The sequence below is a fragment of the Tardiphaga sp. vice154 genome (assembly GCF_007018645.1).
In the GTDB taxonomy this organism is placed as follows: Bacteria; Pseudomonadota; Alphaproteobacteria; order Rhizobiales; family Xanthobacteraceae; genus Tardiphaga.
On record NZ_CP041399.1, the window covers coordinates 3,500,172 to 3,526,418 of the forward strand.

15 protein-coding genes and 1 pseudogene are annotated in these 26,247 nt (G+C 62.4%); all 16 read right to left on the bottom strand.

What is annotated here, in order from left to right:
* Positions 1-22 precede the first annotated feature (22 nt).
* Positions 23-331 (bottom strand): 30S ribosomal protein S10, encoded by a 309-nt coding sequence (gene rpsJ, locus FIU28_RS16400; protein ID WP_013166261.1) that lies wholly within the window; start codon positions 329-331, stop codon positions 23-25.
* Positions 332-409: 78 nt separating this feature from the next.
* The gene (gene tuf, locus FIU28_RS16405) at positions 410-1,600 is read right to left on the bottom strand and encodes an elongation factor Tu (protein ID WP_143574287.1); all 1,191 of its coding nucleotides are present in this window, start codon (positions 1,598-1,600) and stop codon (positions 410-412) included.
* Positions 1,601-1,639: 39 nt separating this feature from the next.
* Positions 1,640-3,712, bottom strand: coding sequence for an elongation factor G (fusA, locus tag FIU28_RS16410; protein ID WP_143574288.1), 2,073 nt, complete (start codon positions 3,710-3,712; stop codon positions 1,640-1,642).
* A 30-nt stretch (positions 3,713-3,742) separates the two neighbouring features.
* Positions 3,743-4,213 carry a 30S ribosomal protein S7 gene (rpsG, locus tag FIU28_RS16415; RefSeq protein WP_143574289.1) on the bottom strand — a complete coding sequence of 157 codons (471 nt, stop codon included), beginning with the start codon at positions 4,211-4,213 and terminating at the stop codon, positions 3,743-3,745.
* 12 nt (positions 4,214-4,225) lie between these two features.
* Complete coding sequence (gene rpsL, locus FIU28_RS16420) at positions 4,226-4,597, bottom strand: 30S ribosomal protein S12 (RefSeq protein ID WP_011473880.1); 372 nt, start codon at positions 4,595-4,597, stop codon at positions 4,226-4,228.
* An 830-nt stretch (positions 4,598-5,427) separates the two neighbouring features.
* Positions 5,428-6,597: an HWE histidine kinase domain-containing protein gene (locus FIU28_RS16425; RefSeq protein ID WP_143574290.1), complete on the bottom strand. Its 1,170-nt coding sequence runs from the start codon at positions 6,595-6,597 to the stop codon at positions 5,428-5,430.
* A gap of 156 nt (positions 6,598-6,753) precedes the next feature.
* Complete coding sequence (locus FIU28_RS16430; RefSeq protein ID WP_143574291.1) at positions 6,754-8,796, bottom strand: ABC transporter ATP-binding protein; 2,043 nt, start codon at positions 8,794-8,796, stop codon at positions 6,754-6,756.
* A gap of 367 nt (positions 8,797-9,163) precedes the next feature.
* The gene (locus tag FIU28_RS16435; protein WP_143574292.1) at positions 9,164-11,218 is read right to left on the bottom strand and encodes an FAD-dependent oxidoreductase; all 2,055 of its coding nucleotides are present in this window, start codon (positions 11,216-11,218) and stop codon (positions 9,164-9,166) included.
* A gap of 215 nt (positions 11,219-11,433) precedes the next feature.
* A pseudogene (locus tag FIU28_RS16440) lies at positions 11,434-12,084 on the bottom strand (fructose-specific PTS transporter subunit EIIC); the annotation flags it as partial.
* Between the two features lie 110 nt (positions 12,085-12,194).
* The gene (gene rpoC, locus FIU28_RS16445) at positions 12,195-16,394 is read right to left on the bottom strand and encodes a DNA-directed RNA polymerase subunit beta' (RefSeq protein ID WP_143574294.1); all 4,200 of its coding nucleotides are present in this window, start codon (positions 16,392-16,394) and stop codon (positions 12,195-12,197) included.
* A gap of 127 nt (positions 16,395-16,521) precedes the next feature.
* Positions 16,522-20,688 carry a DNA-directed RNA polymerase subunit beta gene (gene rpoB, locus FIU28_RS16450; protein ID WP_143574295.1) on the bottom strand — a complete coding sequence of 1,389 codons (4,167 nt, stop codon included), beginning with the start codon at positions 20,686-20,688 and terminating at the stop codon, positions 16,522-16,524.
* 420 nt (positions 20,689-21,108) lie between these two features.
* On the bottom strand, positions 21,109-21,480 hold the full coding sequence (gene rplL, locus FIU28_RS16455; RefSeq protein WP_143574296.1) for a 50S ribosomal protein L7/L12: 372 nt from the start codon (positions 21,478-21,480) through the stop codon (positions 21,109-21,111).
* Positions 21,481-21,535: 55 nt separating this feature from the next.
* Entirely contained in the window at positions 21,536-22,054 is a 519-nt protein-coding gene (gene rplJ / locus FIU28_RS16460) for a 50S ribosomal protein L10 (RefSeq protein ID WP_143574297.1), read from the bottom strand.
* Positions 22,055-22,637: 583 nt separating this feature from the next.
* On the bottom strand, positions 22,638-23,264 hold the full coding sequence (locus FIU28_RS16465) for an HAD-IA family hydrolase (RefSeq protein ID WP_143574298.1): 627 nt from the start codon (positions 23,262-23,264) through the stop codon (positions 22,638-22,640).
* A 161-nt stretch (positions 23,265-23,425) separates the two neighbouring features.
* Positions 23,426-24,073 (bottom strand): Isoquinoline 1-oxidoreductase subunit, encoded by a 648-nt coding sequence (locus tag FIU28_RS16470; protein WP_143574299.1) that lies wholly within the window; start codon positions 24,071-24,073, stop codon positions 23,426-23,428.
* A complete protein-coding gene (locus tag FIU28_RS16475; protein WP_143574300.1) occupies positions 24,070-26,244 on the bottom strand; it encodes a xanthine dehydrogenase family protein molybdopterin-binding subunit in 2,175 nt (724 codons plus the stop codon). The genes FIU28_RS16470 and FIU28_RS16475 overlap by 4 nt, the downstream gene beginning before the upstream one ends.
* Between the last annotated feature and the right edge of the window lie 3 nt (positions 26,245-26,247).

The following is a 26,247-nucleotide window of genomic DNA, read 5'->3' on the forward strand; positions in this document are numbered from 1 at the left end:
AATCCGCTTTAAGCGGGCTGGATCAGAGCTTGATCTCGACATCGACACCGGCGGCCAGATCGAGCTTCATCAAAGCATCGACGGTCTGCGGGGTCGGATCGACGATGTCCAGGAGGCGCTTGTGGGTGCGCATCTCGAACTGCTCGCGGCTCTTCTTGTCGACGTGCGGCGAACGGTTGACGGTGAACTTCTCGATGCGGGTCGGCAGCGGGATGGGCCCGCGAACCTGTGCACCGGTGCGCTTCGCCGTGCTGACGATCTCGCGGGTCGAAGCATCGAGAATCCGATGATCAAACGCCTTGAGCCGAATGCGGATATTCTGGCCGTTCATGCCGTTGTCTTTCTTTGTCGACTTAACTTCGCGTCAGGTCGGGAATAGCGGACATCCGCTATTCGCTGCCCCGGCCTATTACTCGATGATGCTTGCGACGACGCCTGCACCGACGGTGCGACCGCCTTCACGGATGGCGAAGCGCAGCTTCTCTTCCATCGCGATCGGCACGATCAGGTGCACTTCCATCGCGATGTTGTCGCCCGGCATCACCATTTCGGTACCTTCCGGCAGATGGACCACACCGGTCACGTCGGTGGTGCGGAAGTAGAACTGCGGACGGTAGTTGGTGAAGAACGGGGTGTGGCGACCGCCCTCTTCCTTGGTCAGGATGTAGGCCTCGGCCTTGAACTTGGTGTGCGGCTTCACCGAACCCGGCTTGCACAGCACCTGGCCGCGCTCGACTTCCTCACGCTTGGTGCCGCGCAGCAGCGCGCCGATATTGTCGCCGGCCTGACCCTGGTCGAGCAGCTTGCGGAACATTTCCACGCCGGTGCAGATCGTCTTCTGGGTGTCGCGGATACCGACGATTTCGATTTCCTCGCCGACCTTGACGATGCCGCGCTCGACGCGGCCGGTGACGACGGTGCCACGGCCCGAGATCGAGAACACGTCTTCGACCGGCATCAGGAACGGCTGGTCGATCGGGCGTTCCGGCTGCGGGATGTAGGCGTCAACCGCCTTCATCAGCTCGAGGATTGCGTCATGACCGAGCTTCTGGTCCGAGTTCTCGAGAGCGGCGAGCGCCGAACCCTTAATGATCGGAATGTCGTCGCCCGGGAAGTCGTACTTGGAGAGAAGTTCGCGAACTTCCATTTCCACCAGTTCGAGCAGTTCCGGATCGTCGACCATGTCGCACTTGTTGAGGAACACGACCAGCGCGGGCACGCCGACCTGGCGGGCCAGCAGGATGTGCTCGCGGGTCTGCGGCATCGGGCCGTCGGCGGCGGAGACGACGAGAATGCCGCCGTCCATCTGAGCCGCACCGGTGATCATGTTCTTCACATAGTCGGCATGGCCGGGGCAATCGACGTGCGCATAGTGGCGGTTGGCGGTCTCGTACTCGACGTGGGCGGTCGAGATCGTGATGCCGCGGGCCTTTTCCTCCGGCGCCTTGTCGATCTGGTCGTAGGCGGTGAACGTCGCGCCACCGGACTCAGCGAGCACCTTGGTGATCGCCGCGGTCAGCGAGGTCTTGCCGTGATCGACGTGACCGATGGTGCCGATGTTGCAATGCGGCTTGTTGCGTTCGAATTTAGCTTTACCCATGATTCTCTCCGTTCAGTCGTTAACTGTCGCTAACGACAATCAGGCAAACTTTTTCTGGACTTCAGCCGACACGTTCGCCGGAGCTTCGGCGTAGTGGTCGAACTGCATTGTGAAGGTCGCGCGCCCCTGGCTCATCGAGCGCAGCGTATTCACGTAACCGAACATGTTCATGAGCGGCACCATCGCATTGATCACGTTGGCATTGCCGCGCATATCTTGACCCTGGATCTGGCCGCGCCGCGAATTCAGATCGCCGATGACCGAACCGGTGTAGTCTTCCGGGGTCACGCATTCGACCTTCATGATCGGCTCGAGCAGGACAGACTTGCCCTTCTGCAGCGCGTCGCGGAAAGCGGCGCGGGAAGCGATTTCGAAGGCCAGGGCCGACGAGTCGACGTCATGGTAGGCGCCGTCAACCAGCGAAACCTTGACGTCCACGACCGGGAAGCCGGCGACGACGCCCGAACCCAGCACAGAGTTGAGGCCCTTTTCGACGCCGGGGATGTATTCCTTCGGAACCGAACCACCGACGACCTTGGATTCGAAGATGAAACCCGAGCCCGGCTCGCCCGGCTCGACGACGAACTTGACCCGCGCGAACTGGCCGGTACCACCGGTCTGCTTCTTGTGGGTGTAATCGACTTCGGCCCGCTTGGTGATCTTCTCGCGGAACGCCACCTGCGGCGCGCCGATGTTGGCATCGACCTTGTAGGTACGACGAAGGATGTCGACCTTGATGTCGAGATGCAGTTCGCCCATGCCCTTGAGGATGGTCTGGCCGGACTCAAGGTCGGTGGAGACGCGGAACGACGGATCTTCCGCCGCCAGCTTCGCCAGAGCGACGCCGAGCTTCTCCTGGTCGGCCTTAGTCTTCGGCTCGATCGCGAGCTCGATGACGGGCTCAGGGAATTCCATCTTCTCGAGGATGACCTGCTTCTGGGCATCGCACAGGGTGTCACCGGTGCGGGTTTCCTTCAGGCCGGCCAAAGCGACGATGTCGCCGGCATAGGCTTCCTTGATGTCTTCGCGGTTGTTCGCATGCATCAACAGCATGCGGCCAATGCGCTCCTTGCGCTCGCGCGTCGAGTTGACGACGCCGGTGCCGGAAATCAGCGTGCCGGAATAGATGCGGCAGAACGTGATGGTGCCGACGAACGGATCGTCCATGATCTTGAACGCGAGCAGCGCGAGCGGCTCGCTGTCGTTCGGCAAACGGATGACTTCGCCGCCCTCGTCGTCAACGCCGACGATGGAGGGAACGTCGACCGGCGACGGCAGATAATCGACGACCGCGTCGAGCAAGGGCTGCACGCCCTTGTTCTTGAAGGCCGAACCGCACAGAACCGGATAGAACGCGCTGGTCAGCACGGCCTTGCGGATCAGGCGCTTGAGGGTGGCTTCATCGGGCTCAACGCCATCGAGGAAAGCGGCCAGAGCATCGTCGTCGAGCTCGACGGCGGCTTCCACCATCTTCTCGCGATATTCCTTGGCCTTCTCGACCATGTCGGCCGGGATCTCGATGTCCTTGAAGTTCGCACCGAGGGCTTCGTCTTCCCAGATGACGCCCTTCATGCGGACCAGATCGATCAGACCCTTGAAGTTGCTCTCCTCGCCGATCGGCAGCTGGATCGCAATCGGCTTGGCGCCGAGACGGTCGATGATGTCCTGCAGGCACTTGTAGAAGTCAGCGCCGGTCTTATCCATCTTGTTCGCGAAAACGATGCGCGGAACGCGATACTTGTCGCCCTGACGCCAGACGGTCTCGGTCTGCGGCTCGACGCCCTGGTTGCCGTCGAGCACGACGACGGCGCCGTCGAGCACGCGCAGCGAACGCTCGACTTCGATCGTGAAGTCGACGTGGCCGGGAGTGTCGATGATGTTCAGACGCTTGCCGTTCCAGAACGCAGTGGTGGCTGCGGACGTGATCGTGATGCCCCGCTCCTGCTCCTGCTCCATCCAGTCCATCGTCGCTGCACCTTCGTGCACTTCGCCGATTTTGTGGCTCTTGCCGGTGTAGTACAGGATACGCTCGGTGGTCGTGGTCTTACCGGCATCGATATGCGCCATGATACCGAAATTTCGGTAATCCTCGATGGCATGTACGCGGGGCATGGGCTCGTCCTTAAATCCGTTGTTTCGCCGTTACCAGCGATAGTGCGAGAACGCGCGGTTGGCTTCCGCCATCTTGTGCACGTCTTCCCGCTTCTTCACGGCGTTACCACGACCGTTCGACGCATCGAGCAACTCGGCCGAGAGACGCTCGGTCATGGTCTTCTCGTTGCGGGCACGGGCGGCGGTGATCAGCCAGCGAATGCCGAGCGCCTGACGGCGCACGCTGCGGACTTCGACCGGCACCTGGTAGGTGGCGCCACCGACGCGACGCGAACGAACTTCGATCGTCGGCATCACGTTTTCCAGGGCCTGCTCGAAAACTGGCAGCGGGCCCTGCTTGGTCTTGCCTTCGATCATCTCCAAGGCACCGTAGACGATGCTTTCAGCGGCAGACTTCTTGCCGTCGTACATGATCGAATTCATGAACTTGGTGATGATGATGTTCCCGAACTTCGGATCCGGGTTGACTTCACGCTTTTCAGCAGAATGGCGACGAGACATCGATAATCCCCGTTACTTCGGACGCTTCGCGCCGTACTTCGAACGGCGCTGCTTACGGTTCTTGACGCCCTGGGTATCCAGCACGCCGCGGAGAATGTGGTATCGCACGCCGGGCAAATCCTTGACGCGACCGCCGCGGATCATCACCACAGAGTGCTCCTGAAGGTTATGACCTTCGCCCGGAATGTACCCGATGACTTCGAAGCCATTGGTCAGACGCACCTTGGCGACCTTACGAAGCGCCGAGTTCGGCTTCTTCGGGGTCGTGGTGTAGACGCGCGTACAAACGCCACGCTTCTGCGGCGACTGCTGCAGCGCCGGCACCTTCTTGCGCGACTTCTGAACGACACGCGGACTTGCGATCAGCTGGTTGATCGTCGGCATCTTCGCCTTCACCCTTGTTCAGGCGAAGCCATAACGGCTTCGCAAATTGTTTGGGGCCACCTGCCCCATCGATCCACTCACAGATCAAAGAAAGATTCACGCAAAACGAAATCACGCCAACCGCTCATACCTGAGCAGAAAGCGTTTCACGCCACAGAGGACCGCGATCGTGACTAACGGGCTTGCGCCTGATAGTCTGTACCGAGGTCATGCAATCTGATCTGTCTGTTGAGAACTTGCTCAAAAGACGGACGTTTTGACATTGCCTAGCTTTAAGCGACAGCGTTTGAGCTTCTTGGATCGAGGTTGGTGCCCGCTCCTGCCCCGAAAGGCTGGGTCCCTCAAGACTGATCTTGGAGGACGCTAGAGGGTGGTCCGTTCCGACACTTACGAAGCTCACCGCCTGTCGGTGAGTGCGCGGGTTTTATCCCCGGGGGTTACCCAAGTCAACACTAAAGCGCGAGCCGAGAAACGCTTCTGACAGCAGGGCTTCTAGCATGTCGGATGCTGCAAAAACATGCCGGATTCATGGGGTTTGCGTGACATCCACCGCAAAATCCGCACCGCAAAAACATTACCGATTGATGAACGCCGGACGACGTTTTCGAGCCAGTTTGAGCGCGATCGGAACAGGATCGGCCAGAATCGGTAGAACCGGATGCGTTTTGGGGAATCGATAGGGAATCGTATGCGCGGAGCCGTTGGCCGGGTAAGGCGGCATGGCGCGCAGCGGCGCGCGGCTGCTGTCCGGAGCAGAGGCTCAATGAGGGGCCGGCCACGAATGGTTCCGCCCCGCCATGCGGGCAGGCTGCGCTTATCCGGGCTACGGACTACACCTTGGGAACGAGGGAACTCAGCGGCACGTCGAGCTCATAGACGAACCCCGACGGCTCATAGCTGAGCTTGACCTGGCCGGAGAGCTGCTGGCCGAGTGAGCCCATCATCTTGGTGCCGAAGCTGCGCCGGGTCGGCGCCTGCACCAGCGGGCCGCCGGTTTCGCGCCAGACCAGCTTCAGCCGCTCGGTCGCCGTGTCGATGGTCCAATCGATCGCGACCCGGCCGGTCGGAACCGACAATGCGCCGAACTTGGTGGTGTTGGTGCACAACTCGTTCAGGGTCATCGCCAGCGCGATCACAGCGCCGGACGACATCTTGATGTCCGGGCCGGTAATGGTGAACCGTCCCTCGCTCTGGCTGTCATAGGCCTCGGTGGCACCGCGGATGATGTGGTCGAGGCCGGCATTGGCCCAGGACACCTGCAGCAGCAGGTCATGGGCGCGGCCGAGCGCCAGCAGCCGGCCTTCGATCGCCTGCTGGCCGTGCGCGAGGCTGGGCGCGGTGCGCAGGCTCTGGGAGGCGATCGCGCTCACCGTCGCCAGCGTGTTCTTGATGCGGTGATGCAGCTCTTCCAGGATCAGCTTCTGCAGCTTGTCGGCGGCCTCGCGCTCCTTGGCATCGATGCCGGACTGGGCCAGCAGAACCTTGGCGTCGAACGAGGCCTGCTCTAGCAGCAAACGTAGGCTGTCGTTCTCAGCGGTGAGGAATTCCTGGGCGGTCGGCTGGTGCTCCGGCACGACCACGACGGGCGCGACCTCGGCAGCGGTGGGCACGATCGCCAGCACGCCGCCCCCGATCATCTCCTGCAACTGGGCGATCATCTGCGTGACGCCGATCGGCTTGCCAAAAAAGCGGCTGTCCTCTGGCTTTTCGGCGTCGGTCGGATTGATCCGGCCGGAAACCAGGATGATCTTTATCCCCGGCCAGCGGTCATGCACCGCATGCGCCAGCTTCAGCCCGTCCATCGAGCCGGGCATCTGGATGTCGGTGAACAACAGCGAAATGTCGGAGCGGGATTCCAGGATGCTCATGGCCTCGTCCGCGTTGACGGCCTCGACGGGGTTGAAACCGGCGTCCTCGACGATATCGACCGCGCGCATGCGCAGCACCATCTCGTCCTCGACGATCAGGACGTTGGGTGTCGCGGGCTGATCTGAACTCATGTCTAGGGGCTCTTCGAACGAGCCAGACAAAGATCATCGGGCCAATTGCTCAGTGGCGCCGATGCACCGGGGGCGGAATGGCGGATGAACGCTCCACCCCGTGCCCGGTTCCGCACATTGGGGCCTTTTCACACCTGATTGCGAGGAAATTGCGACTCAGTCGTCGTCATCCTCGTCGTCATCGTCATCGTCCGCAGCGGCGGCGCCATGCGGTGCCAGGCCCTGATCGTCCCACAGCTTGCGGTAGGTCCCGTTCAGCGCCAGCAATTCGACATGCGAGCCGCGCTCGATCGCCTGGCCGCCGGAGATCACGATGATCTCGTCCATCTCCACCACCGAGGTCAGGCGGTGGGTCGAGAAGATCATGGTGCGGCCACGCGCGAGCTTGAGCAGCGTCTTGTTGATCGCGGCCTCCGTGGTCTGGTCGAGCGCCGAGGTCGCCTCGTCGAGCAGCAATACGGAGGGATTGCGGACGATGGCCCGGGCGATGGCGATCCGCTGGCGCTGGCCGCCGGACAATGTGTCACCGCGCTCACCGACCGAGGTGTCGTATTTCTGCGGCAGGCTCATGATGTAGCGGTGGATCTCGGCCTTCTTAGCCGCGTCCTCGACTTCCTTGTCGGTGGCGCCTTCCTTGCCCAGCCGGATGTTCTCGCGGATCGACATGTTGAACAGCATGTTTTCCTGGAATACGACCGCCATGCTGGAGCGCAGCGACTCCCGCGTTACCTTGCGGATATCGACGCCATCGATACTCACCCGGCCCTCGTCGGGCACGTAGAGCCGCAGGATCAGATTGAGCAGCGTGCTCTTGCCGGAGCCGGAGGGTCCGACAATCGCGATGGTCTTTCCGACGTTGAGCTTAAGGGTCAGATTGTCGAGCACCGGCGTCTGGCTGCCTTCGTATTTGAAGGAGACGTGGTCAAAAGTGATGTCGTTGACGATGCGCGGCAGATTGGGCGCCCCTGCCCGGTCGGCGCCGCGGGTCGGTTCATCGAGCATCTCGTTGATGTGGCGCACGGCCGCGGCCGACTGGATCGACACCGGGATGAAGTGCATGACATGGGCGATGTTGTAGGACACCTCCCAGAACGCGCTCTCGAAGGTCACGAAGGTACCGACGGTGATCTGGCCCTTGGTGGCCAGATAGGCGCCGATCGCCAGCACGACGAGGTGCAGCAGCAGCACCGAGATGGTGACCGAGCGCTCCACCATGGTGGAGAGAAAGATCGCGCGTGACACGCGGTCGCGGGCCTCGTTGTTGCGCAGCCGGAACCAGCCGAGCGTGCGGCGCTGCAGGCTGAACGCCTTGACCACCGCCTGCGCCGCGACGTTCTCCTGAACGGCACCAAGCAGCGCGGATTCCGTGAGCTTCTGGTCGTAATTGGCCTGCACGGCCTTGGGCGTCAGGATGCGCGGGCCGATCAGGGTGATCGGGAAGATCAGCAGGGCCACCGCCGCGAGCTGCCAGTTCAGATACAGCATCAGCAAAATGCCGGCGATCAGTTCGAGAAACGGCAGCATCGCACTATTGGCGAAGGTCTTGATCGAGGTCTCGTAAGCCGCCATGTCGATCGAGAAGCGCGACAGGATCTCGCCACGCTTGGTGCGGGCGAAATAGGCCGACGGCAGGTTCTGCACGTGCTCGAACAGGCGGACGCGGACGTCGGAAATGACGGTTGCCGCCAGCCGCGCGTCCCAGCGCTCATACCAGATCGCCACGATCGAGGTGATGATGCCGGCCGCCCCCAGCACCGACAGGATGATGACCAGCGCCTCGAAGTCCTCTTCGCCGAGCGCATCGTCGATCAGATATTTCAGGCTGAGCGGCATGATGACGTTGAACAGCGTCTCGACCAGAACGCCGAGGCCGACAAAAACCATCATCTTGCGGTAATTCGTCAGGAACGGCCGGGTGAACGCCAGAATGGTGCCAAGCGCGCCGGCGGCTTCGCGTGCGGTGAAGACGACGAGATCCTCGTCATCATCATCGTCGTCATCTTCCTCGTCGTCATCTTCGGCGACCGGCTTGGATTTAGCCGCCTTGTCGACCCCCAGGCCCTTGGCCAATGGCGGCTTGATGCCGGGAACCGGCGTCGCGGCCGCGCCGACCGGCAGCGCGAATTTGTCGTCGAGCGGCGACGCCGGCTCGCCTTGCGAGGAATCGTCGGAAGGTGGCTTTGGTGGCTGGGACGCCATGAAACAAACCGTTGCTGCACGGTCGTGCGACCGCAGGAATCATTGCTGCGGCGCGTGCCGCAGTCCCCATGATCCTATGCGATCAGAATGCAATCGGCAAAGCAACGGGAGGGGTATAGGGGATGTGACGCGCATGCCGTGGCAAGGACGAGCCGCAAGCGATGTGGCCGCCGGGGTCCTCGCGCCATCCCCATGTCGTCCCCGCGAACGCGGGGACCCATAGCCTCAGCCGATCAAGGTGGAACGCTGCGGCCTGCAGCGCTGAGCCGAGAAGACGGTGTGTATGGGTCCCCGCGTTCGCGGGGACGACATGGGGACAGGTGAGCGCGTCAACGCATGCAGATCCTGGCGGAAGCGCCTCGCCCGCTCAGTCTTCGTCATCCATCTTGTCGAAGAACGAATAGCGCAGGCTGTCGGCGTCGGCGTACCAGTGGCCGGGGCCGCGGTCGGCAGCCAGCGTGGCTTCCCAGACCTCCGCCGTGCAGTCACGGCGGTGCATCGACAGATCGAAGCCGTTGCCGAAGAACAGTTCCGACCATTCCCACCAGGTGCCGAGCTTCCGGACGCCGCGCAACAGGTCGTAGCGGTCGATCAGCGCCGGCGCCATGTCGGAGGTCACCGAGCCAAACACCACGCCGGTCTTGACCACGCGGTTGAGTTCCCGCACCGCCTTCGGCACCTGCTTCTCGGCGACGTGGCACAGACAGGTCTCGAACACGAAATCGAAGCGCTCATCCTTGAACGGCAGGTCGGTGACGGAGCCGAGCTGGTTGTACTTCTTCAGCGCCTTCGGCGTCCGGGCGTGGATCACCTTGTTGCTCTCGATGCCCCAGGCGTCGATGCCACGGTCGCGCAGCGCGCCGACCAGTTCGCCGGATGCCGAGCCCGCCACCAGCAGCCGGTAGGCCTTCGGCTGGTCCCAGACGATCTGGATCAGCTTCATCAGATAGTCGGGATCGGTGAAGCGGCTCCACACCTCGCTATAGGGGCCGAGGCCGCGGTAATTCTCGAAATAGTCGCGATCGATCTTGTCGGAGGCAACCGGCCCGCCGTCGCCGCGGGCACGCCGCAGCCGCATCATCTCGGTGAGAATGATGTCGGTGGCCGCGTCGGAGGAATCCAAGAGGCCATTGAGCGTGGAATCGAACAGATAGTCGCCGACCAGCACGAGGCCGGGATGGTTCTTCGGTTCCGGCCGGTGGTTGGTCATGACATCGCGCGCCGGCAGGCCGCCGGGGATCGCATTGACCGAGGACAGCCAGCGATAGGTCTTGCCCTCCATGAAATGCGCGCGCGCATTGCCGAACGAGACCGGCAGCGATTTCAGCGCCGCGTCGATCAGCTCCTCGTCGTTGAGGTTGGCAAAGGCCAGCGCGTCGGAGCCCGCGATCAGCCAGTTCAGCACGCCGTGCGTGCCGACATCATGGCGCGAGCCCTCATTGTAGACGCAGCAGCCGCCGAACGCTTCCGACATGAACCAGGAGCCGGGAATCTGCTCGCCCCAGAACGGCGTGTCGAACAGGATCGAGATGCGCAGGTAATGCGCGGGCCGGTCGAAATACGAGATGTGCTTGACCATCGACTTGCGCAGCTGCTCGCCGCCCCAGCGCATCGTCGCCAGCCAGGAATGCGGCACGCACATCAACACCAGGTCGAACTCGCGGGTCTCCGGCCCCTTGCCGTTCATCATGTCGAGCTGGTAGCGGCCGGCCTCGGTCTTGCCGACCTTCAGGACACGGTGGTTGAGCTGGACGTCGGCATCGACCTCCGACTGCAGACAGGTGATGAGCTGCTCATTGCCGTTCTGGATCGAGTACAGGCCGATATAGCCCTCGATATCCATCACGAAATTCTTGAGCGCGTTGAGGCCGTTGGTGTTGTGGGCCTCGGTCGCCAGATCGGAACGCGCCATCACCTTCAAGAAACGCTTGGCGGTCGCATCCGGCACGACCTTGTCGAGCAGTTCCTCGGCGGTCATCCACGCCCAGGGATGCTCGTTGTCATGGGCGCCGACGCCCTCGTAATATTCGACCGGCGACACCATCGTGCTGCACAGATCGCGAAACGCCTCGATCGCATTGGCGGTGGTCGGCCCGTAGGTCTTGCGCATGCCCGGCACGTCGTTGAGCAGTTTGCCGTCGAGCTGCACCTGCTCGGCATCCATCGGAATGGTCTGCAGGCCGAAATGCTGAATCAACTCGCGCAGCGGGTCCGGCCCGGTCATCGAATAATCGTAGATCTCGGCAACACCGGCCTCGTACATCGCCGGCGCGGAGTCGAATTTCTTGGTCAGGATCTTGCCGCCGACGCGGTCGGACGATTCATAGATGGTGATGCGGCACAGATCGCCGAGCTTCCGCTTGAGATACCAGGCGCTCATCAGGCCGCCGGGACCACCACCTACAATTGCAAGATCAAGCATCGGTTTCTCTCACGCGCCGGATCAGACGAACCATACCGGCCGCGCTCGCTGTATCGGATTTTGCTCTAAAGCGAAATGCGACCAATCAGTGAATTGGCGCATCCTGCAATAAACATTTCAAAGCATGATCATTTTCCACCTGAAGGAAAGATGAACAAAGGCGTGTGGAACGCCGCGCCAGCCACGCCGGGTTGCCGGCTTGACCGGTTACGCCCTCAGGCGGATTGCACCGCCGGACGCTTCAGCAGCCCGACCAGAATGGCGCTTACCAGCGTTCCGCACAAGATGGCTGCGCCATAGGCCACGACATGCGTCACTGCGCCGGGGATCGGCAGCACAAAGATCCCGCCGTGCGGAACCTTGAGCTCTGCGCCGGCGGCCATCGAAATGGCCCCGGTCAGCGCCGATCCGACCATCAGGGCCGCGATCACCCGGAAGGGATCCCGCGCCGCAAACGGAATGACGCCCTCGGTCACGAATGCCAGGCCGAGTACGGCGGCGGCCCCGCCGGCCTCGCGCTCTTCCACGCTGAAACGGCCGCGGAACAGCCACGTCGCCAGCGCCGCCGCGAGCGGCGGCGTCATGCCGGCGGCCATCGTCGCGGCCATCGGCGGATCGATCTGGGCCAGCACGCGACGCCCGATGTCGCGCAGGTCCGATGCCCACGTCGCCAGCAACGGATTGTCGAGCGACGCCAATTGGCCGGCCATGCGTTCGACCGCCTGATGCCACGACCACGCGACGCCGTGGCCATCGACCATGATCTGGCAGGCCAGCGTGATCAGGTCGGTGTCGTCGAGCAGCCCGGCCTGGGCCTTGAAGATCGCGACATCGGAGACGCCAAAACGGCGCGAAGCCCCGGTCGCCGCCGTCTAGACTGGCGCGCACAAGTACGCGGGCGCAGCGCGCGTTGCGCCCTCCACAATGAAAAAGGCCCGCTTTCGCGGGCCTTTTACTGTTTGATAGTTCGCTTCGCTTACTCGGCGGGCGGCAGCATCAGGGTTTCGGCATCCGGAGCGTCCGGAACGATCGTCGCCTGCTTTTCGCGCTCGTCGAGGATCATCTTGTCGCGCTTGACTGCGACTTCGCGGATCTTCGCCATCGAGGCGCCGGTGCCTGCCGGGATAAGCCGGCCGACAATGACGTTCTCCTTGAGGCCTTCGAGCGGATCCACCTTGCCGTTGACGGCAGCTTCGGTGAGCACGCGCGTGGTCTCCTGGAACGACGCTGCCGAGAAGAACGAACGGGTCTGCAAGCTCGCCTTGGTGATGCCGAGCAGTACCGGCGTTCCCGTGGCGATCTTCTTGCCCTCTTCCTTGGCGCGCGCATTGAGCTGGTCGAATTCGATCTTGTCGATCTGTTCGCCCGAGATCATGTCGGTCTCACCCTGATCGGTGATCTCGACCTTCTGCAGCATCTGACGAACAATCACTTCGATGTGCTTGTCGTTGATGAGCACGCCCTGCAATCGGTAGACTTCCTGGATTTCGTTGACCAGGTAGGCAGCGAGTTCCTCGATGCCCTTGATCGCCAGAATGTCGTGCGGCGCGGGATTGCCTTCGACGATGAAGTCGCCCTTTTCGACGATGTCACCATCCTGCAGATGGATGTGCTTGCCCTTCGGAATGAGGTACTCGCGGGTCTCCTCGTTCTTGTCGATCGGCTCGATCGAGATCCGGCGCTTGTTCTTGTAGTCGCGACCGAAGCGGATGGTGCCGCCGATTTCCGCGATGATCGCCGCGTCCTTGGGCTTGCGCGCCTCGAACAGTTCGGCCACCCGCGGCAGACCGCCGGTGATGTCACGCGTCTTCGCGCTTTCGGTCGAAACACGGGCGAGAATGTCGCCGGTCTTCACCTTGGCGCCGGTATCGACCGACAGAATGGCGTCGGGCGACAGCATGTAGCGGGCTTCACCGCCACGGGCGAGCTTGAGGATCTTGCCGTCCTTGCCCTTGATGACAATGGCAGGACGCAGATCCGCGCCGGCACGCGACGAACGCCAGTCGGTAACGACGCGCTTGGCGATACCGGTGGACTCGTCGAGCGTCTCGGCGATCGACTGGCCGTCGATCAGATCCTCGAAGCCGATCACGCCTTCAACTTCGGTCAGCAGCGGACGGGAGTACGGATCCCATTCCGCGATGCGCTGGCCGCGCTTGATGGTGTCGCCTTCCGCCACGTGCACGCGCGCGCCGTACTGAATACGATGCGTGGCGCGCTCGGTGCCGTCGGCGTCCGAGATCGCGATGACCATGTTGCGGACCATCGCCACCATGTGACCTTCGCCGTTCTTGGCGATGGCTTCGTTCTTGATCGTGACCTTGCCGTCGAAGTTGGATTCGATGACCGACTGCTCGTTGATCTGCGCGGCGCCACCGATGTGGAACGTACGCATGGTGAGCTGGGTACCGGGTTCACCGATCGACTGCGCCGCGATGACGCCGACGGCCTCACCGTGGTTGACCGGCGTGCCGCGGGCGAGATCGCGCCCGTAGCAGGTGCCGCAGATGCCGTTGACCAGTTCGCAAGTGAGAGCCGAACGGATCTTCACTTCCTGGATGCCGGCCTGCTGCAGCAGATCGACGTCGCGCTCTTCCATCAGGGTGTTGCGCTTGATCAGGATCTTGTTGGTGTTCGGATCGCGAATGTCTTCGCAGGCCGAACGGCCAAGGATACGCGACGCCAGCGATGCAACCACCGATCCGCTGTCGATGATGGCGCGCATCTTGATGCCGAGCTTGGTGCCGCAATCCGACTGCGTGATGATGCAGTCCTGCGCCACGTCGACGAGACGACGGGTCAGGTAACCGGAGTTCGCGGTCTTCAACGCGGTATCGGCGAGACCCTTACGGGCACCGTGAGTCGAGTTGAAGTATTCGAGAACCGACAGGCCCTCCTTGAAGTTCGAGATGATCGGCGTCTCGATGATCTCACCCGACGGCTTGGCCATCAGGCCGCGCATGCCGGCGAGCTGACGCATCTGGGCCGGCGAACCGCGGGCACCGGAATGCGACATCATGTAGATCGAGTTGATCTGCTGCTCGACGCCGTGCGCGTCCTTCTTGACGGAGGAAATCTCCTTCATCATCTCCTTGGCGACTTCTTCACCGGCCTTCGACCAGGCATCGACGACCTTGTTGTACTTCTCACCATGGGTGATCAGGCCGTCGTTGTACTGCTGCTCGAAGTCCTTCGCGAGCGCACGGGTGCCGTCGACGATCTTCCACTTCGACGCCGGCACGACCATGTCGTCCTTGCCGAACGAGATGCCCGCCTTGAAGGCGTTGTAGAAGCCGAGCGCCATGATGCGATCGCAGAAGATCACGGTCTCTTTCTGACCGCAGTGACGATAGACCTGATCGATGACGCTGGAGATTTCCTTCTTCGTCATCAGCTTGTTGATGATGTCGAAGGGCATCTTCGCCGACTTCGGCAGGACCTGGCCGAGCATGGTGCGGCCAGCCGTGGTGTCATACCAGCGGGTAACCGGCTTGCCGTTCTCGTCGAGACCTTCCCAGCGATACTTGATCTTGGTGTGGAGGTGGATGACCTTCGCATGCAGCGCATGCTCGATCTCCGCCACCGCATGATACAGCTTGCCCTGGCCGGGCAGACCGTCACGCATCACCGACAGATAGTACAGGCCGAGCACGATATCCTGCGACGGCACGATGATCGGCTGACCGTTCGCGGGATGCAGGATGTTGTTGGTCGACATCATCAGGACGCGCGCTTCCAGCTGCGCTTCCAGCGACAGCGGAACGTGGACGGCCATCTGGTCGCCGTCGAAGTCGGCGTTGAAGGCCGCGCAGACCAGCGGATGCAGCTGGATCGCCTTGCCTTCGATCAGCACCGGCTCGAACGCCTGGATGCCCAGACGATGCAGCGTCGGCGCGCGGTTCAAGAGCACGGGATGCTCGCGAATGACCTCGTCGAGGATGTCCCAGACTTCGGGACGCTCTTTTTCAACGAGCTTCTTCGCCTGCTTCACCGTGGTGGACAGACCCTTGGCGTCGAGCCGCGAGTAGATGAACGGCTTGAACAGTTCGAGCGCCATCTTCTTTGGCAGGCCGCACTGATGCAGACGCAGCTCGGGACCGACGACGATGACCGAACGGCCGGAATAGTCGACGCGCTTGCCGAGCAAATTCTGCCGGAAGCGGCCCTGCTTGCCCTTCAGCATGTCGGCGAGCGACTTCAGCGGGCGCTTGTTGGCACCCGTGATGACGCGTCCGCGACGGCCGTTGTCGAACAATGCGTCAACGGCTTCCTGCAACATGCGCTTTTCGTTGCGGATGATGATGTCCGGCGCGCGGAGCTCCATCAGGCGCTTCAAGCGGTTGTTGCGGTTGATGACGCGGCGATAGAGATCGTTGAGATCGGAGGTCGCGAAGCGGCCGCCATCGAGCGGCACCAGCGGACGCAGGTCCGGCGGGATCACCGGCACGACGGTCAGGATCATCCATTCCGGCTTGTTGCCGGAGTAGCGGAAGGCCTCGACGATCTTCAAGCGCTTGGCGAGCTTCTTGTGCTTGATCTCGGATTCGGTCTCTTTCATATCCACGCGCAGCTGGACGTCGAGCTTTTCAAGCTCGAGGCCCTTCAGCAGTTCGCGGATCGCCTCGGCGCCGATCATGGCGGTGAAGCTGTCCTGACCATATTCGTCCTGCGCGCGAAGATACTCTTCTTCGGACAGCAGCTGACGGTCCTTGAGCGCGGTGAGACCCGGCTCGAGAACGACGTAGTATTCAAAGTACAGGATCCGCTCGAGATCCTTGAGGGTCATGTCGAGCAGCTGGCCGATACGCGACGGCAGCGACTTCAGGAACCAGATGTGGGCAACGGGGGCTGCGAGCTCGATATGGCCCATGCGCTCGCGCCGGACGCGCGACAAGGTCACTTCGACCGAGCACTTCTCGCAGATGATGCCCTTGTACTTCATGCGCTTGTACTTGCCGCACAGGCACTCGTAATCCTTGATCGGCCCGAAGATGCGGGCGCAGAACAGGCCGTCGCGCTCGGGCTTGAAGGTACGGTAATTGATGGTTTCCGGCTTCTTGATCTCGCCGTAGGACCACGACAGAATCTTCTCCGGAGACGCGATCGAAATCCGGATCTGGTCGAAGACCTGAGCCGGCGTCGTCGGATTGAAGAGATTCATAATTTCTTGGTTCATAGTCTTCTCCTCGCGTGCCGGTCGCCACCAGCAGCAAATTCGAATTTCTCAGGGTCGCCACGCACTCTGCTCACGTCCGGGCAGAGCGCGGATGCCCGGCCATGAAGGCCGGGCAGTCGCTGTCAGATTATTCGGCTGCTTCCGACGGGGTCGGCGCCTGCTTCGAGTTGTGCAGGTCGACGTTGAGACCCAGCGAGCGCATTTCCTTGACCAGCACGTTGAACGATTCCGGAATACCGGCCTCGAACGTGTCGTCGCCGCGCACGATGGCTTCGTAGACCTTGGTACGGCCCGCGACGTCGTCCGACTTCACGGTCAGCATTTCCTGGAGCGTATACGCCGCGCCGTAAGCCTCGAGCGCCCACACTTCCATTTCGCCGAAACGCTGTCCGCCGAACTGTGCCTTGCCGCCCAGCGGCTGCTGGGTAACCAGCGAGTACGGACCGATCGAACGCGCGTGGATCTTGTCGTCCACGAGATGGTGCAGCTTGAGCATGTAGATGTACCCAACCGTCACCTTGCGATCGAACTGGTCGCCGGTCCGGCCGTCATAGACGGTGGACTGACCGGACGCATCCAGGCCTGCCATCTTCAGCATCTCTTCGATGTCGGCTTCCTTCGCCCCGTCGAACACCGGCGTTGCAATCGGCACGCCGGGCTTCAGGTTGCGAGCCAACTCAAGGAGTTCGGCATCGTCCAGCGACTTGATGACTTCGTCGTCGCCGTAGATCTTCTTCAGCGTGTCCTTGAGCGGCTTCAGATCCTGCTTCGCGTAGTAGGCGTCGATGGTCTGCCCGATCCGCTTGCCCATGCCGGCGCAAGCCCAGCCGAGATGCGTTTCGAGAATCTGACCGACGTTCATGCGCGACGGCACGCCGAGCGGGTTCAGCACGATGTCCGCATGGGTCCCGTCTTCAAGGAACGGCATGTCTTCGATCGGAACGATCTTCGACACCACGCCCTTGTTGCCGTGACGTCCGGCCATCTTGTCGCCGGGCTGGATCTTGCGCTTCACCGCGACGAAGACCTTGACCATCTTCATCACGCCGGGCGGCAGTTCGTCGCCACGCTGCAGCTTCTCGACCTTGTCGAGGAAGCGCTGTTCAAGGCCCTTCTTCGACTCGTCGTACTGCTTCCGCATCGCTTCGATTTCGGTCATCAGCTTGTCGTTCGAAGTGGCGAACATCCACCACTGCGAACGCGGGCTCTCTTCGAGCACGGCACGGGTGACCTTGCTGTCCTTCTTGAAGCCCTTCGGACCGGCAATGCCGACCTTGCCTTCGAGCAGGTCTGCAAGACGGCCGTAGACGTTACGGTCAAGAATGGCCTGCTCGTCGTCACGATCCTTGGCGAGGCGTTCGATTTCCTCCCGCTCGATCGCCAAAGCGCGTTCGTCCTTGTCGACGCCGTGCCGGTTGAAGACGCGGACTTCGACGATGGTGCCCTGCACGCCGGGCGGCACGCGGAGCGAGGTATCGCGAACGTCGGACGCCTTTTCACCGAAGATGGCGCGCAGAAGCTTTTCTTCCGGCGTCATCGGGCTTTCGCCCTTCGGGGTGATCTTGCCGACCAGGATGTCGCCGGCGCGGACTTCGGCGCCGATGTAGACGATGCCGGCTTCGTCGAGGTTCTTCAGCGCTTCTTCCGACACGTTCGGAATATCGCGGGTGATTTCCTCAGGCCCGAGCTTGGTATCGCGAGCCATGACTTCGAACTCTTCGAGATGGATCGACGTGAACACGTCGTCCTTCACGATCCGCTCGGAGAGCAGGATGGAATCCTCGAAGTTGTAGCCATTCCACGGCATGAACGCGACCAGCACGTTGCGGCCGAGAGCCAATTCGCCGAGATCGGTCGACGGACCGTCCGCGATGATATCGCCCTTGGCCACCTTGTCGCCTACGCGAACCAGCGGACGCTGGTTGATGCAGGTCGACTGGTTGGAGCGCTGGTACTTCATCAGACGGTAGATATCGACGCCCGACTTGGTGGGGTCGAGATCTTCAGTCGCGCGGATAACCACGCGGGTCGCATCGATCTGGTCGATGACGCCCGAACGGCGCGCCGCGATCGCAGCACCCGAGTCACGCGCCACGACGGCTTCCATGCCGGTGCCGACGAACGGGGCTTCGGCGCGCACCAAAGGCACGGCCTGACGCTGCATGTTCGAGCCCATCAGCGCGCGGTTGGCGTCGTCGTTCTCGAGGAACGGGATCAGCGCCGCGGCAACCGAAACAAGCTGCTTCGGCGACACGTCCATGTAGTCGACCTTGTCGGCCGTGACCGGCAGCACGTCACCGGAGTGACGGCAGATGATCAGGTCTTCGGTGAACTTGCCCTTGGCGTCGAGCGCCACGTTCGCCTGCGCGACGTGGTAGCGGCCCTCTTCCATCGCCGAGAGGTACACGACCTCGTCGGTGACGCGACCGTCCTTGACCTTGCGGTAGGGCGTTTCGACGAAGCCGTACTTGTTGACGCGCGCGAAGGTGGCGAGCGAGTTGATCAGACCGATGTTAGGGCCTTCCGGCGTCTCGATCGGGCAGATGCGGCCGTAATGCGTCGGATGAACGTCGCGGACTTCGAAGCCCGCGCGCTCGCGCGTCAGACCGCCCGGTCCAAGCGCCGAGAGACGGCGCTTGTGGGTGATTTCCGACAGCGGGTTGGTCTGATCCATGAACTGCGACAGCTGCGACGAGCCGAAGAATTCGCGAACGGCGGCAGCCGCCGGCTTCGCGTTGATCAGGTCCTGCGGCATCACGGTGTCGATGTCGACGGACGACATGCGCTCCTTGATGGCGCGCTCCATGCGCAGGAGGCCGACGCGGTACTGATTTTCCATCAGCTCGCCTACCGAACGCACACGACGGTTGCCGAGATGGTCGATATCGTCGATTTCGCCCTTACCGTCGCGCAGGTCCACCAGCGTCTTGATGACGGCGAGGATGTCTTCCTTGCGCAGCGTGCGATGGGTGTCCGGCGCGTCCAGCTCGAGGCGCATGTTCATCTTGACGCGGCCGACCGCGGAGAGGTCGTAGCGCTCACTGTCGAAGAACAGCGACTGGAACATGTTCTGCGCGGAGTCGATGGTCGGCGGCTCGCCCGGACGCATCACGCGGTAGATGTCGAACAGCGCGTCTTCCCGCGTCATGTTCTTGTCGGCGGCCAGCGTGTTGCGGATGTAGGCACCGATGTTGACGTGGTCGATGTCGAGCAGCGGCAGGTCCTTGTAGCCCGCCTCAACCAGCTCCTTCATCGGCGTCGTACCGATGAACAGCTCGATTTCCTTATCGTCGCCCTTGGTCTTTTCCTTGCCCGTGATCTCATCACCGGCTTCGGCGTAGATCACGCCGGTCTTGTTGTTGATGAGATCTTCGGCGAGGTAATTGCCGACCAGATCATGGTCGGTCATCAACAGGGCCTTGAGGCCCTTTTCGACGAGCTGACGGGCGGCACGCACGGTGAGCTTCTTGCCGGCTTCGAGCACGACCTTGCCGGTGTCGGCATCGATCAGATCGTTGACGGTCGAGTAGCCGCGGAAACGCGCGGCGTCGAACGGCACGCGCCAGCCTTCTTTGATCTTCTTGAACTCGATCTTGTTGTAGAACGTCGAGAGAATTTCTTCGCCGTCCAGACCCAGCGCGAACATCAGCGACGTCACCGGAATCTTGCGGCGACGATCGATGCGGGCGAACACGATGTCCTTGGCGTCGAATTCGATGTCGAGCCAGGAGCCGCGATAGGGGATGACGCGGGCGGCGAACAGCAGCTTGCCCGAGGAATGGGTCTTGCCCTTGTCGTGGTCGAAGAACACGCCCGGCGAACGGTGCATCTGCGAGACGATGACGCGCTCGGTGCCGTTGACGACGAAGGTGCCGTTCATGGTCATGAGCGGGATATCGCCCATGTAGACGTCCTGCTCCTTGATGTCCTTGACGGAGCGGGCGCCGGTTTCTTCATCGATATCGAACACGATCAGGCGCAGCGTCACCTTCAGCGGCGCAGCATAGGTCATGCCGCGCTGGCGGCACTCGTCGACGTCATATTTCGGCGGCTCGAATTCGTAGCGAACGAATTCCAGCATCGAGGTGCTGGAGAAGTCCGAGATCGGGAACACCGACCGGAATACCGCCTGCAGACCCTCGTCGAGGCGTCCACCTTCGGGTTCGTCAACCATCAGGAACTGGTCGTAGGATGCCTTCTGAACCTCAATGAGGTTCGGCATTTCTGCGACTTCCTTGATGTGACCGAAGAACTTGCGAACGCGCTTGCGACCTGTGAACGTCTGCTGACCCATCTTGGCCTCTCATTGCGTCGCCCGTAACGGGCGAACCTTCCGAAGCGCGACTGGCGTCGCCCCCGGGTTGAATTTCCAAACGCTCCGGTCGTTGCGCCCAATATCAGGACCAAAGTCCTGAAATCGAAGGCGCGAATCGCGGAACGCAAAACGACGCGCGGGATGCCTGGCTGCACCCTGCCCGTCTGAACCGTCTAGTTACGGACTGAAAAAGCCCGAAATTGCATATCTCCCAACGGCTTAGACAGAAACGTCGTCATTCCTGCTGTCAAACCGTGCTTTCGTGCTGTCGTCCCGATATGGGATGGCAATAATGGAGATTCGAGGGTTGTTCCACGAAATCCCCACACATTCCTGTGTACGGACATAAAAGGTCCGGGAGGCGACCCGAAGCTCGCCTCCCGGGATCGTTTTGAAGTCTTACTTGAGTTCGACCTTGGCGCCAGCCTTCTCGAGCTGAGCCTTGACCTTCTCGGCCTCGTCCTTGGCAATGCCTTCCTTGACAGCCTTCGGAGCGCCTTCGACCAGGTCCTTGGCTTCCTTGAGGCCGAGACCCGTGATCGCACGGACTTCCTTGATGACTTCGATCTTCTTGTCGCCGGCAGCGGTCAGCATGACGGTGAATTCGGTCTTCTCTTCAGCGGCAGCAGCCGGAGCGCCGGCAGGGCCAGCAACAGCGACGGCAGCAGCGGCAGACACGCCCCACTTTTCTTCGAGCAGCTTGGCGAGGTCGGCAGCTTCGAGCACGGTCAGGCTCGAGAGTTCTTCAACGATCTTATTGAGGTCGGCCATTGTCTTGTTTCCTTAAGCGTATCTAGTTCGAACCAGGGTTTGAATGCGAAGGGCGTCAGGCCGCTTCGCTCTTTGAGGCATAGGCCTGAACAACGCGTGCGAGCTTGGACGCAGGCGCAGTCGACAGCTGAGCGATCTTGGTCGCGGGTGCCACGAGGAGACCCAGGATCTTGGCGCGCAGTTCGTCGAGCGAGGGCAGCGCGGCCAGGGCCTTGACGCTGTCGACGCTCAGGACGGTTTTACCCATCGATCCGCCGAGAATAACGAAATTCTCGTTTGCCTTGGCGAATTCGACGGCAACCTTCGGTGCCGCTACCGGATCGTCAGAAGTGGCGATCACGGTGGGACCCTTCAGAAGGGACCCAATGGCAACGACGTCCGTGCCTTCAAGAGCAATTTTGGCGAGACGGTTTTTCGAGACCTTGACCGAGGCGCCAGCGGCTTTCATCTGCGTACGCAGAGTCTGCATCTGGGCGACGGTGAGGCCGGAATAATGGGCGACGACCGCAACGCTGGTGGTCTTGAACAGACCGTTCAGCGCTTCGACCGCGTCCTTTTTTGCCGCTCTTTCCACAGCAAGCTCTCTCCGGTTGGCGGCCTCTGCATGGCAGGACCGCCGGGTTACACCCACCGACCCGCCCGCAACCTGACCTCAAGACACACGATCTATGAGACACGTCGGGCGAGACGATATTTGAAAAGCCTGCCCTTCCCGCGCCGTCACCAGCAGGGGAGTGTCGAGGTTCGAACTGGATACGCGGTACGCCGCTTGCGCGGCGCTGACGATCCGGTCTTCACCCGTCTATGCTGGCTTGAGGATTAAGCCGTTGAAAAACTTGCGTTTCTCTCGCTAGTTTATCTTGGGCGCCAGCAGTCTTGGACAGGATCGAGATCATCGGCTTGCCATTGCTGGCTGCCCCAAGACCCCTGCCCGCCTCGTGAACCCGCGTCGGTTGGCCTTTCCGTCGAGCAATCCATGCGGACAGCCTGAAAGAATGGTCTCCTGACGATGTGGGTTGTCGGATGCGAACACAGACGTGCCAGCTGTCGCCAGCACGTCCGGAAGCCGGATGTTTAACGAGTCGCGCTGCAATTGCCAAGGGCAAATTTGTTCCGCGGCACGTTTTATGCTGGGGATGCCCGCCGCGGAACCAGCCCTACAGTCCCAGCGCGTCGAGCGCGGTCGCCACGTCGGCCGACGAGCGGACATGGACCGCCTGGAGCCCGACCGCCCGGGCGGCTTCGACATTCTCGCTTAAATCGTCGAAGAACACGATGCGGCCGGCGGGGACGCCGATCGCCTCGACCACATGGCGGTAGGCCTCCGCTTGGGGCTTTCGCAACCCTATGGTCGAGGACAGGAATATCTCACGGAATGGCCTGAGCACCTCGGCATAATGCTGCGAGAAATGCTCCACATGCGCGCGGTTGGTATTGGAGAACGCGTATAGCGGCAGGTGCTGCGCCGCCCGTGAAAGCAGCGGCGCGATGCCGGCCATCTCGCCGATGAAGGTCGCGTTCCAGCCTTCCAGCAGTTGCGCCTCGGAAATCTCGATTCCGAGCGAGGTCCTGACCAGTGCGAAAAATTCCGTATCCGACAACTTGCCGGTCTCGTAGCGCCAGAACGTCTCGTCGCTAACGAAACGCGTCGCAAGCTCAGCCAGCGGACAGTCGCCATGAGCGGCCCAGGCGGCCAGCGTCAGGTCTACGTCGAAATCGATCACGACGCGGCCGATGTCGAACAGCAGCGCATCGGCGGAATGGGGCGCGAGCAAGGATGTCATCGCCGTCGTTTAGCGAAGCGACGGCAACGGGGCAAATGCTCTTGGATCGCAGACCGTAGTGGGCAAAGTCACCAGCGCGCGAAGCGCGATGGCGCGTGCCCACCACTTCTTCGGCAGGTGGGCACGGCGCAAGGGCGCCTTTGCCCACCCTACAAGTTCAGCTACCCCTTCGGGCACACCGCGCCGGAATCGGCCCAGGCCTTGAAGAGCTCGCCGAACTGCTTTTGCGTGCCCGGTGCAGGGGTGCGGTTGCCGCCGGGGTTCCAGCCCCAGCCGACCAGTTCGTCTTCCGCCATATGGTTGATCAAGGCAGCCATGTCCTTGCCGCCATTGCGCTCCTTGTCCTTGATCTGGACGCAGATCTGGCCGAGCGTCTTGCCCTGCCAGGCCATCTCGATCGGCGCCAGCGCCCATTTCGGATTACCCGGCACGTTGGCGGCATCGAAATTGGCCTCGTGGTGGCAGGTTGCGCAGGCCAGGCCGCTGGCGGCGCCTACCCCGCCCTCACCGCGGACAACCAGCGGGATGTGCGGGCGCATCTTGTCGGTCTGGGTCGGACGCTCCGTCGCCGGATGGCAGTTCATGCAGCGCGGCGACTGGATCACCCGGCCCACTTCCTGAAACAGCGCGAGCGAACGCTCGTTCTTGTTCTTGATGCCGGCGAAGGCCGAGACCGGCTGCAGCGAAGCGGCATTGGCCGCGGACCCGGTGGCCGCGTCGGCCTGAAAACCCGGGGCGACGAAAGCCAGCAGGCCGGCTGCGAGGGTGCCGGCGACGAGTGCCAGCATCGAGTTCCTGAACAGGCTCATGCGGAAGCTCCCGGTACGATCGGCAATTGGCGCGGACGCCCTACTCCAAGTTTGGCCATCGCGTTGGCGACCGCCGGTCCCAGCGGCGGAACGCCGGGTTCGCCGACGCCGCTCGGCTTCTCGGTGGATTTCACGATAACCACTTCGATCGCCGGCATCTCGTTGATGCGCAGCGAGCGATAGGTGTCGAAATTGCCGTTGACCGGACGCCCGGCGTCGAGCGTCTGCTCGGCATAGAGGATATGGCCGAGGCCGAAGCCGATGCCGCCTTCCATCTGCGCGCGGATGATGTCGGGGTTGACGGCAACGCCGCAATCCACCGCGCACCACACCTTGTGGACCTTCGGGCCGTCCTCGCCGATCGACAATTCGACGACCTGCGCGACGAAGGTGTTGAAGCTCTCGACCACCGCGACGCCGCGGGCGCGGCCGTCCGGCACCTTGTAGTTCTTCCAGTCGGCGAGTTCGGCAACCGCCTTCAGCACGCCGGCATGGCGCGGCTTCTTGCTGAGCAGTTCGAGACGGCCCTCGACGGGATCCTTGCCGGCGGCTTCAAGCAGTTCATCGACGAACGCCTCGACCGCATAGCCGGTATGGGTGTGGCCCACCGAGCGCCACCACAGCACGGGCACGCCGACGTCGACCTGGTGCATGTCGCACTGGAAGTTGTCGACGTCGTAGGGAATGTCGTGCGAGCCCTCATAGGAGGTTGGGTCGAGGCCATCCTTGAACATGACCGCTTCGAAGAACGAGCCCTTCATGATCGATTGCGAGACGATGGTGTCGCTCCAGGCCTCGATCTTGCCGTCGCGCACCGCGCCGCGCATGCGGTGGATGCTGTAAGGCCGGTAATAGCCGCCGCGCATGTCGTCCTCGCGGGTCCAGACCAGCTTGACGCCGCGGCCCGGCCCGATCGCCTTGGCGACTTCGGCCAGCTCGATGGCCTGGTGCGTCGTCTGCTGGGCGCGGCGGCCAAAGCTGCCACCGGCCATCAGCACTTCGATCTTCACCTTCTCCATCGGCAGGCCGAGCACTTTCGAGATCGCCTGGTGATCGGGGGTCGGGAACTGACAGCCGTAGCGCGCATAGGCGCTGTCGCCATCCCATTTCAGGTAGGCGTTGAGCGGCTCCATCGCCGCATGCGCAAGATACGGGAACACATACTCCACTTCGACGACACGGCCGCCCTTGGCCATCGACTGCTCGAACTGGCCTTCCGCCCGGACCAGCTTGCCCGGCGTCTTCGACAGCGCGCGAAACTCGCTGAGCAATTGCGCGGAGCCGCGCGTCTCGGCCTTGCTGTCGTCCCACACAATGTTCAGCGCGTCGCGGCCGGTCTTGGCGGGCCAGAAGCCGCGTGCGTAGACCGCGACGCCGGTCGGCACCTGTTTGACGTCGACCACGCCGGCGATCGCCTTGGCGGCCGTGGCGTCGAACGACTTGACCGTGCCGCCGAACTTCGGCGAGCGCGCGACAAGAACCGTCAGCATGTCGGGCTCGTTGATGTCGAGCGTGAAGAACGCACGGCCGTTGGCCTTGTCGGCGCTGTCGAGGCGCTTCACCGCGCCCTCCTTGCCGATCAGCTTGAACTGCGCCGGGTCCTTCAATTTCGGATCCGCCGGCACCGGCATCGCCATCGCCTTGTCGGCGAACTCGCCGAACCGGCCCTGCTTGCCCGACGCATGTTTGATCACGCCGTTCTCGACGGTGATTTGATCGGCCGGCACCTGCCACGCATCGGCGGCGGCGGCGACCAGCATCTGGCGCGCGGCGGCGCCGACCTGGCGCATCTGGATGTAGGAATTGGCAATCGCGGTGGAGCCGCCCGTGCCCTGCAGGCCGAAAGCGAGATTCTTGTACAAGGCCGGATTGGACGGCGCGTGGTCGGCGCGCATCTGCGACCAGTCGGCGTCGAGTTCCTCGGCGACCAGCGTCGCCATGCCGGTGAACGGCCCCTGCCCGAACTCCAGGCCCTTGCACAGCACCGTCACGGTGTTGTCCGGCCTGATGATCACAAAGGTGTTCGGCGCGATGTTATAGGCCGGCGCGGCCGGAGCCTGTGCAAAGGCACGGCCGCCGCGCGCGATATAGGCGCCGATGGCGAGGCCAGCGCCGGCCTTCAGCAGCGAGCGACGCGACAGCGTGGTGATAGCCTTGTCATGCACGGTCATGGC